The organism is Acidicapsa dinghuensis, assembly GCF_025685685.1.
Classification (GTDB): domain Bacteria; phylum Acidobacteriota; class Terriglobia; order Terriglobales; family Acidobacteriaceae; genus Acidicapsa; species Acidicapsa dinghuensis.
Window position 1 is genome coordinate 862,501 of record NZ_JAGSYH010000001.1, and the last position, 11,796, is coordinate 874,296.

The following is an 11,796-nucleotide window of genomic DNA, read 5'->3' on the forward strand; positions in this document are numbered from 1 at the left end:
CGTCGGATCTGCTCTATCTATGAGGCTGCTTTCAAGTTATGTGTAGCCAATCATAAACCAGATCGCCGCCAAAAGAATGGAATCGGCGCTCACGCCCGCCGACTCCCCGCGCTGCGCGCTCTATCGCTCTTTACTTATAGGCTTCATTTATAGGTTTCGATGAGCGCTTTCAACTGCCTCACCGTTCGCCGGATATGATCTCGCGGCGTGCTGCCGAATCCGAGCACGAATCCCTGCTTCGGATGGTCTCCCATGTATGACGGAGAAAGCGGCCACAGCCACAATCGCTCCTTCGCCGCGCGTTGAGCAATCTCCACATCCGCAACTCCACCGGGAAAAGTCACCGCCAGGTGCATCCCCGCCTCGACGCCGTGAATCTCAACCGCCCCGCCAAATTCCTCGCGCACGCTGTCAGCCAGAATCGTGCGCTTTTCCCCGTACAACTGGCGCATCTTGCGCAAATGCCGCGCGAAGTGCCCCTCGGTAATGACGTCGGTCAGCACTTCCTGATACAGATACGGCGGAAAAATATCCATCAGATGACGCACAGCAACAAAGCGCTGCACCAAATCCTCCGGAATCACAATGTAGCCCAGCCGCAGCGAGGCAAACAGCACTTTGCTGAATGTCCCGATATAAATCACCCGCGAATTCACATCCAGCCCATGCAGCGACGCAATCGGCAGGCTCTCATACCGGTATTCGCTGTCATAGTCGTCTTCAATGATCCAGGCCCCCGCCTGCTGCGCCCAGTTCAGCAACTGCAACCGCCGCGAGGCGCTCATCGTCGATCCCAGTGGATACTGATGCGATGGCGTTACAAACGCGGCTCGCGCCTTGCGATTCTTAGCCATCCCCGCATTCACATCCAATCCCTCGCGATCCACCGGAACCGGTATCAACTTGCAGCCCGCCGCCAGCAGCACATTGCGTTCCAGCCGATAGCCAGGTTCCTCAATCCATACCGGATCTCCCGGATCGAAAAGCACACGAGCTGTAATATCCAGCGCCTGCTGCGAACCGGAAACAATCATCACCTGGTCCGCCTCGCACTTCACGCCTCGCGCGCTGCGCAGATACTCCGCAATCGCCTTGCGAAAGCGCTCCGTACCCATGGGATCGATGTGATGGATTGCATTCAGTTGCGGGTTCTTCGTATGCCGCGCCACCAACGAAGACCAGATCGTAAACGGAAACTCCTCGATCGCAGGCTGGTGCACTCCAAACGCGCCCCATCCACGAATCGCTGCATGGTACTCAAAATCTGGATACTGCAACGACCGACGCGAGACGCTGCGCGGCCCCGACGGCTCGCGTGTAGGCTCCTTCGGCGGCAGCGATACCGACATCTTCTGCTCTGGTAGCGACGTCGATACAAATGTTCCCGATCCGACACGGCTCTCGAAATATCCTTCCGCCAGCAGTTGCGCATACGCATTCAATACCGGAAACCGCGACACATGCATCTCCGCCGCGAGTTCCCTGCTCGACGGTATCTGCTGCCCCGGCCTTAGATCCCGGCGCAGAATCGCAGACCGGAATCCGTCATAGATTTGCCGGTGCAGCGGTACCTTTGCGTTGCGATCGATCGAAAATACTGGGAGCAATCCAGACGCTATTCGATTCACACCGCCATTATAGTGGTCAGAGCTCCCCCGCCAAACTAAGCTAGCCAGAATAGCCACTCAAATCCCTTTGCAAACCTCCTCTTTTTAACCCACCGGAACCAGCGCCAGAGCAGGCAGTTCTTCTTTCGGCGCATGTTCAAGCGTCACCGCCGTTGGCGTAGCTCCCAGATGATGCGTCTGTTCGCTCGACACAAACTGCACCAGCCCATGCTTCTGATCAAACGTGAGCACAAACCCCTGCATCGCGCTCGATCCTAGATTGGCCAGCGGAAACGCCGATTCAATCTCCACAAACGGTCGCGAAAACACATAGTCTCCCAGATGCACATCCCCTGCAAGCTGCGCGGACCTGAGCACAAATCGTGTTGATAACGACTCGGCAAATCCAAACAGAGTCGGATCCATGCCAAACTTCAGTCTCGACGCAAACGCATCCGGTATGCTCAGCCCCGTTCCTCCCGAGTCGATCTGCGCCTGCATCTCGAGATCGCTTATCTTCAGCGAAATGATCGGAATTCCGTACGGTGTCTGGAACGGTAAAACGGAACCGCCGGCATCCTGTGCGATAGCTCCCTCTGAGAGCGAAAGCTGCCGGTGCGGATAATCCAGCGTCAACAGATACTGGCGAAACAATCCAAATCCCAGCAGTCCGTCACAGCTTCCATCCGCCTGACTCAGCGCATGTCTGACAGCCCGGACTCCCTTAAACTCGACACCCGCCACATTGAGCGTCTCAATCGCAACCACCGACACGTGCTGCCCGCCCTGATGACTGGGATCTGTGAGATGCACCGCTCCAACGACTGGCAGATGCAAATCATCCGCCAGCGCACTTGAAACAAACGCCTCTCCCGCCGTCCCGGTATCGACAATGAAACGGTAAGGTCCTTTACCGTTGACCATCACCTGAACAAAAGGCTTGTCGTGAGTGAGTTCAAATGAGGTGACATGCAAGACATTCTGCGTGGCGAAAACAGGCACACCGCACAACATCGCAGTAACGCTCCACCACAAGCAGTTCAGCATTTGCTTCCAGACCGCGTGAGTCGGCATCGCGCACCATCCCACCTGCGGAACGCGCCCTCCCTGCTACATGTTCGGCTCTGCCAGGAGACCAATCAGACTGGTTACCAGCGCAATTGCGCCTCAAAAGGCAACCACGATCTCTTCATGCGCAGTTAGGGCTTCCGACGCTCCGCTCGCACCGCCGCCGTCCGCAACGGTACATAACCATTGAGCGCCTTGCGGGGCTCAATCAGCCATAACCACTCGACCAGCGGTCTGCATAACCAGACCCAAATGCTGCGCCAGATGGACCAGCAATGTCAACTTTTCAGCAGCGTTGCAATGTTCGATGACGAGGAAGCCTCCGCCATAAATCCGAATGTGCCGTCGTCCCGTAGCTCCCGTGCCGCGCGCAGCAAAGCGCCTATCGAAGTGCGAGCAAGCGCGCTTCCAGTGCTCAACCGCTTCACTCCCAGCTCCGAAAGCCGTCCCCGATTAAGCTTCAGCCCCGGCAGCCCAATCAGCACATTCACTGGCCGATCCACCGACGACACCACCGCGCGAATATCCTCTTCCGATACGATTCCCGGCGCATAAAGCACATCTGCCCCTGCCTCCTGAAAAGCCTGCAACCGCCTGATCGTATCTCCGAGATCAGGCCTGCCGTTCAAATAGTTCTCAGCCCGCGCCGTCAGCATGAACGGAAAATCCAGCGAGCGCGCAGCCTCCGCCGCGGCCCGCACACGCTCCACCGCCAACTCAATGGGATAAATCGGGTCATCCACGCGTCCGGTTGCGTCCTCAATCGATCCTCCGACAGCGCCCGCGCTCGCCACCAGCCTGATCGCCTCGCCGGCAATTTCAGGCTCGTCACCAAATCCATTCCCAAGATCGCAGCTAACCGGCAACGGAGTTGCTGTTGAGAGCGCGGCAACATGCTCCATCACCAGCTCACGCGGCACCGTGTTGTCTGCCAGTCCAAGCGTAAAGGCATGCCCTGCGCTCGTCGTTGCCAAAGCCTCAAACCCCATGTGCGCCAGCAGCATCGCCGATCCCACATCCCAGGGATTCGGCAGTAGAAACGCCTCATCGCGATAATGCAGATCGCGAAACTTGTGTGCCTTCTCGGCCTGAGTCACCGATATGGATGCGTCCATGCTCCCACCCCCGTGCAAGATAAGTGCAACAGCACAGGATAGTCGAGATGCTGCTCCCGCATCTGGAACGCTTCCGCATTACGGACCAGACTTGGTCGTATCCGCACGAATCGCCCCATCCCAAGCAGAATTGACAAACTAAACTGAACCGTTCAGTATTGTTTAAATCAGGAGACCGCTAATGATCCGCGTGCAGAACCTGGTTAAATCCTTCGGCAACTTCACCGCCGTCAATGACGTCTCTTTCGACGTCGCAGCCGGTGAAATCTTTGCCTTCCTCGGTCCCAACGGTGCAGGCAAAACCACCACCATCAAGATGCTCACCACTCTGCTCAGGCCCAACAGTGGCGCCATCGAGCTAGACGGCCTCAATCCAGAAACCCATCAGAATGAAGCGCGCAAGCGCTTCGGCATTGTCTTCCAGGATCCCAGCCTCGACGGTGAACTGAGCGCGTGGGAAAACATGGAAATCCATGGTGTCCTCTATCACGTTCCCGGAAAAATCCGTCACAAACGCGCAGAAGAACTGCTCAAAATCTTCGAGCTGTGGGAGCGGCGCAACGATCAGGTAAAGAAGTTCTCCGGCGGCATGAAGCGTCGCCTCGAAATCGCCCGTGGCTTCCTTCACACCCCGCGCATTCTCTTCCTCGACGAGCCAACGCTCGGCCTCGACCCGCAAAGCCGCAACCAGCTCTGGTCGCATGTCAAAAAAGTCAATGAATCCGAGCGCGTCACCGTCTTCCTCACCACCCATTACATGGATGAGGCCGACCGTGTCGCTCACCGCGTCGGCATTATCGATCATGGCAAGCTCGTCACCGTTGGTACCCCCAAAGCCATCAAGGAACAAACCGGCACGGAAAGTCTCGAAGAGGCATTCCTCGCCTTAACCGGATCGACGATCCGCGACGAATCCGCAGGTTCGGCAGACCAGATGCGTCAGTTTGCCCGCATGTGGAGTGGAGGACGGCGATGAGTGCCATCTACATCCTTTGGCTTCGTGAATTGAAGCGCTACACGCGTTCCCGTGTGCAGTTGGTCGCGTCGCTCGGTCAGCCCATGCTCTATCTGCTTGTGCTCGGCTTTGGCCTCGGCCCTGTCTTCAAGCGCGCCGGCAACGGCAGCTATCTGCAATTCGTAGCGCCCGGCGTCATCGGTATGACCATTCTCTTCTCCTCCGTCTTCTCCGGCCTCGGCCTTCTCTGGGACCGCCAGTTCGGCTTCCTCAAAGAGACGCTGGTCGCTCCCGTCTCACGTCTGCAAATCATGATTGGCCGAACCCTCGGCGGCGCAACAGTGGCCATCCTCCAGGGTCTGCTCGTCGCCGTCATCTGCTTTCTCGCTGGCTTCCGCCCGGTCAATCTCGCATTGGCTCCGCTCGCGATTGTCTTCATGGTGCTCATCGCCATCGTCTTCGCGGCGCTCGGCGTTGCCATCGGCTCAAGCCTTCAGGACATGCAGGGCTTTCAGCTCATCATGAACTTCCTCGTCCTGCCCATCTACTTCCTCTCCGGAGCCCTCTTTCCACTCGACGGCCTCGGCAAAATCCTCAGCCTCGTCACCTCGCTCGACCCGCTCTCCTACGGAGTAGACGGCATGCGTGCCGTGCTGCTCAACCTCACCCACTTCGGTGCTGCAATAGACGTCATCGTTCTCGCCATCGTCGGCTCCATTCTTCTTGTCATCGGAGCATGGCGATTCTCTAAGATAGAGATATAGGCACATGGCCAGACCACGAAGTCAGGACGCTCACGAAAAAGTGCTTCGAGCCGCGATGGAGCTCTTCGCCGAACGCGGCATCGAAGCCACCAGTATGGATTCCATCTCCCAGGCCTCCGGCGTGAGCAAGGCCACCATCTATAACCACTGGGTCAACAAAGAAGCACTGCTCATCGAGGTCATGCTCTACCTCAACGGTCTCGATCGCGAATGCACCGAGGTTGACACCGGCGACCTTTGCAATGACGTCGCCTTCATCCTCAGCCGCCGGCCACCCGACCAGTTCGACTCAACGCGCGATCGCATCATGCCTTCGCTCATCGCGTACTCCGCTCTCCATCCCGAATTTGGCGAAGCCTGGCGTCATCGCGTCATGGAGCGGCCGCGCGAATCGCTGCGCAAGATCCTCCGCAAGGGCATCCAGCGCGGAATCTTCTCCGCCAATCTCAATCTCGAACACTCCATGGCGCTTCTTCTCGGCCCCACTCTGTACATGCACATCTTTCATCGCAACAACTATTCCAAGACCGAAGATATCGGCCCGGAAATCGCCTCGGCCTTCTGGCGCGCCTTTTCTGTCGAAAACACTCCCCCGTCCCCCAAACCCCGCAGGTCCCGTTCCACTCCCGCCGCTGCTCGCCCCTGATCTACACAAAACCAGATGAAACCCTCGCGCGGAATCTGCGATCTAACACTACAGACCGTCTCGCTGAACTGTGCTTTAAAGCAACCGTTCGTGTGCGCCTGAATCCAACCCAGTGTTCCGTCTTCGAACCCAAGGAGGAATCGTGACCGTACGAGGCTATACCAAACCCCTCTACATTCAACCCTTCGACCACCGCGGCTCCTTCGAAACCGGCATGTTCGGCTGGAAAGGCGATCTCAACGAAGAGCAAACCGCGCGCATCGCCTCATCCAAGCAAGTCATCTACGACGGCTTCAAACTTGCTCTCCAACAAGGCGTCGCCACAGAAACAGCAGGCATCCTCGTCGATGAGCAGTTCGGCATCGCCATCCTGCGCGACGCAGCCGCGCAGGGGTATATCTACGCCTGCCCCTCCGAAAAAAGCGGCCAGGAAGAGTTCGACTTCGAATACGGCGACGCCTTCGCCGAGCACATCGAAAAAATTCATCCAACCTTCTGCAAAGTCCTCGTCCGCTACAACCCCGAGGGCGATCCGGAAATGAATCGCATCCAGTCCGAGCGACTCAAGCGTCTCTCCGACTACCTCGCCGCCCAGCAGAAATCCCTCTTCATGTTCGAACTCCTCGTCCCCGCGGAAAAGAGGCAGCTCGAAAAACTCCACGGCGACAAAAAAGCCTACGATCTCGAACTCCGCCCATCCCTCATGGTTGGAGCCATCAAGGCCCTGCAGGACGCAGGCGTAGAGCCCGATATCTGGAAGATCGAAGGCCTCGACCGCAAAGAAGACTGCGAAACCATCGTCAAAGCTGCACGCCGCGACGGCCGCAACACCGTCGGCTGCATCATCCTTGGCCGTGGCGAAAGCGATGAGAAAGTAAGCGAATGGCTCTCAACCGCCGCCGCCGTTCCCGGCTTCATCGGCTTCGCCGTAGGCCGCACCGACTTCTGGGACCCACTCATCGCCTGGCGCGATAACAAAGCCTCCAGCGAACAAGCCGCCGAAGAAATCGCCAAACGCTACAAGCACTTCGTTGATCTCTTCAAACAAGCACGCGCAAAAACAAATCCCGAATAAGAGTGCATCCTGTCAGGATGCTAACGATGCTGACAAGTCGAAAAGGTAGGCCGGGGATTTATCCCCGGCACAAAGCCAACGCCATCATTAGGGCTGGTAGGGATGGGCTTCAGCCCTTCCATTCATCCCCTGAGGCGAGTTTTCGATCTTTGCTGGCAGTTTGAGTGTCCTGTCAGCATGCTGCCTGTCCGCATCGCTCAGTCACAACGCGCTCACATAAAATTCTCCTGATGAGCGCGCGCAAAATCGTCCACATCGACATGGATGCCTTCTACGCCTCCGTAGAGCAGCGCGACGACCCAAGCCTGCGCGGCAGGCCCGTCGTCGTTGCCTGGCGCGGCAATCGCTCCGTAGTCTGCGCCGCTTCCTATGAAGCCCGCCGCTTCGGCGTCCGCTCAGCCATGCCAGCCGTCCGCGCTGAGCGCCTCTGCCCAGAAGCCATCTTCATTCCACCCGACTTCACGCGCTACCGCGCCGTCTCTCGCCAGACCCGCGAAATCTTCAAGCTCCACACCGACCTCATCGAACCACTCTCGCTCGACGAAGCCTACCTCGACGTCACCGAAAACAAAACTGGCCTACCGACCGCTACCCGCGTAGCCATCGCTATCCGCAAGCAAATCTGGGACGAGCTATCGCTCACCGCCTCTGCCGGCGTAGCACCCAACAAGTTCCTAGCCAAAATCGCTTCCGACTGGAAAAAACCCAACGGCCTCTTCGTCATCCAGCCCACCGAAATCGAAGACTTCCTTCAGCCACTCGAAGTAGGCCGTCTTCCAGGCGTAGGCAAAGTCACCGGCGAACGCCTCGAAAAACTCAACATCCGCACCGTAGGCGATCTCCGCGGCCTCACTATCGAAGACCTCGAAGAGCGCTTCGGCCGCTACGGCACACGCCTCCACCAACTCGCGCGTGGCATCGACGAAAACCCTGTAGTCCCCAACCGCCCCACGCAATCCATCTCCGCAGAAGACACCTTCGAGCGCGACGTCCTTCTCAGCGAAACCGCCGACCTCATAGCGCGCCTCGCCGCCAAGACCTGGGAAGCCTCGCGCAAAGAAACCCGTATCGCCCGCACCGTAGTCCTCAAGCTCAAAACCGCGGACTTCCGCATCCTCACCCGCAGTCTCACTCCGCCCATCCCGCCATCCTCGCAACAGCAACTCGTCGATATAGCCCTGCAACTCCGCGATCGCGTCGAGACAGACCCAGGTCAGCGCTTCCGCCTCGTAGGCGTAGGCCTGAGCAACTTCCGCGACCCCGATCCCACCAACCCCACAGACCCCAATCCCGCCCTCTTCGATTGAGGTCAAGACTATCTACCCAATGCGGCGTTTACTCAGAAAGATGGCGCAAGACATTGAGATCAGCTCGCCTTGTGTAACTCGTTGTCGAATCTGCCCATCGATTCCAACGGCACTACATACCGACAGCGCCATCACAAATGTAAGTTGCTTCCGACAAGGCGACTTATCGTTACTAATCCTTGCCGAAGCGCTTCTGTCTGAGCGTAAGATTGAAACCAAAATACGGTCACATGGAACGAAAAGAAATTCGCGAAATCACGGGCTACACATTCGCTAACCAGCGCTCAAAAGAGGAGTCTTGGTACAACTCTGCCGTCTCTTTCCATGATGGTGCCAGCATTTTGGCGCAACATAAGGATTCCATTCAAGGGGGCATCCGAGTGTTCCTTGTAAACGTTGCTCTATCTCTTGAATTACTGTTGAAGGCGATTATCGTTGCACAAGGAGAATCAGCTCCACCGAATCACGAGCTACGCAGTCTCGCGGATAAGGCGGGAGTCGACTTTACGAAGAGCCAAAAAGCGACGTTAGAGCTCTTGGAAGAAATATTTAAGTGGAGCGGCCGCTATCCAGTTCCCAACAAAGCAACCGATTGGGATACATATCATGACCAGATTTTTGAAAGACACGTTATTAGAGAAAGGGCAGGAAACACTAGCCTAACGAGAGCGAACCCGGAAACATTTCCTTCGGTCGAAAATTGTGATGCGCTCTGGACGATAGCGAACCAGAAATGGGATGAGATTCAACCGCATTGAACCGCCTCCCAAGCAGGAAAAACATTGCTCCTGATAAACGCCGTTCCCGCACCTGATCTCGACCTCCCCAAAGATCTCGCCAAAGCCCAGCAAATCACCACAGAGAGCCTTCCCATCTACCTGCCCAATACGGCGTTTACCCTAGAACCATGACGTTCAAAGATTCGGATCGGGTCAAGCTGGGCAAGACCCAAGTAGGTAAGACGGAGAGAGATGGCTACGTGTCCTTCGGGCACCCCACTGTAAAGCTGAAACTGCCATCGGGCGAATCCGTTGAGGTAGATGAAGGCGTAGTCGATCTCATCAAGCTGATGAACAGCATTCCCGGCATCGAAACCAAAGGCTCCTGCCAGGGGCAAGAGCCAAATTATGGATATGTACAGTTCATGCCCGACGCCAACGAAGACAAGGCCCACGCCTCCATCTATTTCATGTATCACATGATGAAAAACATGCACGGCGCATGGGTGATGCATCGGTACAAGATGGGTGAGTACGAGAAATCTGCTGGATCAGAACATCCAGATGCCTACCGGTTCAAGTTCACAACCGAGATTGGCAACGGATACGTACTGAAATGGTCTCCATATACGTATCCCGCAGTTCTGGCCGCAGCGCAAAAATCTGCTGAAGAAACCAAGCAAAGCACGTAACACGCCCCGGTAGCGAAAACCCCACAACGACAAGTCCGGCCTCAATATCAGGCCGGATACTCGCGTGACGTCTCGATCCCCGGTTGCGGCACAGGATATCGGCCGTTGGCACCAGCAACCAGTGGCGCTGCAGAATCCATGGTGAACTTGTCTGTGTTCGGCGACATTTCGAAGTCGCAGTTGAGCATCTGTTCAAACGTCACTTCCCGGCCGGTGTGGGCGGCCATGCGGCCCATGCTCGAAACGAGGCTGGCTTCCACCCCACGCTGCACCTCGTTGTAGGGCTTATCGTCTCGAATAGCGTCGATCAAATCATTCCATTCGTTTTGATAAGGGTCCTGCTCATCCGGCTTGACCTTGGATTCCCAGAGCATCTTGGTGGTCAGGTCCTGGCTTGCATAGAGGCTTGAGGGTTGGCCGCAATCGCCATGCTTTGAGGCTATAGCTGAGCCTTTGGTGCCGTGTAGGGCGCTGGTATAGATCTCCTGGCAGCCGGCGATGGTGCGTCCGTCGAAGAAGAACTTGGTACCGTCTGCGTAGGTGTATTCGACCGAGTATGTGTCGAAATTCTGATCGACATACATGACGCCTTCGGGGCTGGTCTTGTACTCCCGCCCACCCAGCGCCTGCGCCTTCACAGGCCACTCATTCTTCATCCACCCCAACTGATCGATCAAGTGGATATAGAAGTCGTTGAAGCAACCGCCGCTGGCCCAGATGAAGCTGTGGAAGCGCTGGATCTGGTAAAGGAGATCGGTGATACCGGCCGGTTTCGGAAGCGAGCTGAAATATCCGCCCGGCCCGTGCATCCGGTAACCCCGTTGCAGAATGATCTCGCCAATCTCGCCATCGTGAACGCGTTGGGCGAGTTCCTGCATCGCCCGGTTGTGACGCGACATCAGCCCCACACCGACCTTCAGGTTCTTTGCCTGGGCCTCTTGCCCCAGTTTGAACATGCGTTTGTTGGTGGGCCCGTCAGCCGTAAGCGGCTTCTCCATAAAAACATTCAGGCCCTTCTGAATCGCGTAAGTGAAATGCACCCAGCGAAACGCGGGCGGCGTAGCGAAAATGGCGATATCGCCCGGTTTCAAACAATCCATCGCCTTCTGATAAGCGTCGAAGCCGATGAACTGGCGTTCCGGCGGCACGTCCACCTGGCTGGCAAACTTCGTCTGCAATTGAGTCAGGTCTTTCTGCAGACGATCCGGAAAGATGTCAGCCATAGCCACCAGCTTGATAGGGCCACGCTTCACGGAAAGCGCATTGGCCGCTGCACCGCCGCCGCGCCCACCGCAGCCGATCAGAACCACTTGGATCATGTCGCTGCCCGCGGCGTAGGCGCCGGGAATAGCCACGTTAGCCAAAGCCGAAACTGCGGCCAATTTGCCCGTGGTTTTAATGAAGTCACGGCGGGACGCCGATGCCTGCATGGACGATGTCATAGCTGTGCAATCCCCTTGTAGGTATGGTTGCGATTTCGCGGACATGCAAAAAGCATCGAAGACGCGGTAGCCATTCTAGCGCGCGCTCCCCACTCGTCAAAAAACAATCTCATTCCCCGATAGTGGGTAAATTTCAATGCGCTGCGAAGGATTGCGGGCAGCAACTCTAAAATCGTGTTCCGGAAACGCGTTTGTCGTTATCTATTTGGGATTTTCGCGAATCTATCCTCGCTGAGTGAGTTGCCCTGGTACTGTCAGCTGTGAATCTCTGGGATGATTGCCGCCAATTAGCCGACTTCAGCGTAATAGACCGTTGTGATATTTCGGTCGCGCACATCAACTGCCAAGCATCTTTTCTCAAGAGAAGGATTTTGGGGCATGGGAAGAAATTCAGAAAAATGCTACC

General features: G+C 56.7%; 12 protein-coding genes. 8 read left to right on the forward strand and 4 right to left on the reverse strand.

Annotated elements, in window-relative coordinates; all coding sequences use genetic code 11:
• Positions 1-143: 143 nt before the first annotated feature.
• The 3 genes from pdxR to OHL22_RS03380 form a co-directional block, all read right to left on the reverse strand.
• Complete coding sequence (pdxR, locus tag OHL22_RS03370; RefSeq protein WP_263333218.1) at positions 144-1,607, reverse strand: MocR-like pyridoxine biosynthesis transcription factor PdxR; 1,464 nt, start codon at positions 1,605-1,607, stop codon at positions 144-146.
• 105 nt (positions 1,608-1,712) lie between these two features.
• Positions 1,713-2,681 carry an aspartyl protease family protein gene (locus OHL22_RS03375; RefSeq protein ID WP_263333221.1) on the reverse strand — a complete coding sequence of 323 codons (969 nt, stop codon included), beginning with the start codon at positions 2,679-2,681 and terminating at the stop codon, positions 1,713-1,715.
• A gap of 272 nt (positions 2,682-2,953) precedes the next feature.
• Positions 2,954-3,790, reverse strand: coding sequence for an isocitrate lyase/PEP mutase family protein (locus OHL22_RS03380; RefSeq protein WP_263333223.1), 837 nt, complete (start codon positions 3,788-3,790; stop codon positions 2,954-2,956).
• A gap of 181 nt (positions 3,791-3,971) precedes the next feature.
• Between OHL22_RS03380 and OHL22_RS03385 the strand changes: the two genes are divergently transcribed.
• The 8 genes from OHL22_RS03385 to OHL22_RS03420 all read left to right on the forward strand — a co-directional run bounded on the left by OHL22_RS03385 (position 3,972) and on the right by OHL22_RS03420 (position 9,948).
• Positions 3,972-4,766: an ABC transporter ATP-binding protein gene (locus OHL22_RS03385; protein ID WP_263333225.1), complete on the forward strand. Its 795-nt coding sequence runs from the start codon at positions 3,972-3,974 to the stop codon at positions 4,764-4,766.
• The gene (locus tag OHL22_RS03390) at positions 4,763-5,509 is read left to right on the forward strand and encodes an ABC transporter permease (protein ID WP_263333227.1); all 747 of its coding nucleotides are present in this window, start codon (positions 4,763-4,765) and stop codon (positions 5,507-5,509) included. Before OHL22_RS03385 ends, OHL22_RS03390 begins: the two co-directional genes overlap by 4 nt.
• 4 nt (positions 5,510-5,513) lie before the next feature.
• The gene (locus OHL22_RS03395) at positions 5,514-6,155 is read left to right on the forward strand and encodes a TetR/AcrR family transcriptional regulator (protein ID WP_263333229.1); all 642 of its coding nucleotides are present in this window, start codon (positions 5,514-5,516) and stop codon (positions 6,153-6,155) included.
• A gap of 142 nt (positions 6,156-6,297) precedes the next feature.
• Positions 6,298-7,230 (forward strand): DUF2090 domain-containing protein, encoded by a 933-nt coding sequence (locus tag OHL22_RS03400; RefSeq protein ID WP_263333232.1) that lies wholly within the window; start codon positions 6,298-6,300, stop codon positions 7,228-7,230.
• Positions 7,231-7,460: 230 nt separating this feature from the next.
• The gene (gene dinB, locus OHL22_RS03405; RefSeq protein ID WP_263333234.1) at positions 7,461-8,537 is read left to right on the forward strand and encodes a DNA polymerase IV; all 1,077 of its coding nucleotides are present in this window, start codon (positions 7,461-7,463) and stop codon (positions 8,535-8,537) included.
• 209 nt (positions 8,538-8,746) lie between these two features.
• The gene (locus OHL22_RS03410; protein ID WP_263333237.1) at positions 8,747-9,295 is read left to right on the forward strand and encodes a HEPN domain-containing protein; all 549 of its coding nucleotides are present in this window, start codon (positions 8,747-8,749) and stop codon (positions 9,293-9,295) included.
• 24 nt (positions 9,296-9,319) lie between these two features.
• Positions 9,320-9,448, forward strand: a complete 129-nt coding sequence (locus OHL22_RS03415; protein WP_263333239.1) for a hypothetical protein — start codon at positions 9,320-9,322, stop codon at positions 9,446-9,448.
• Positions 9,445-9,948: a hypothetical protein gene (locus OHL22_RS03420; RefSeq protein WP_263333241.1), complete on the forward strand. Its 504-nt coding sequence runs from the start codon at positions 9,445-9,447 to the stop codon at positions 9,946-9,948. Before OHL22_RS03415 ends, OHL22_RS03420 begins: the two co-directional genes overlap by 4 nt.
• A gap of 47 nt (positions 9,949-9,995) precedes the next feature.
• On the opposite strand, the gene OHL22_RS03425 is transcribed toward OHL22_RS03420, so the two are convergent.
• Positions 9,996-11,390, reverse strand: a complete 1,395-nt coding sequence (locus OHL22_RS03425; protein WP_263333243.1) for a Gfo/Idh/MocA family protein — start codon at positions 11,388-11,390, stop codon at positions 9,996-9,998.
• Between the last annotated feature and the right edge of the window lie 406 nt (positions 11,391-11,796).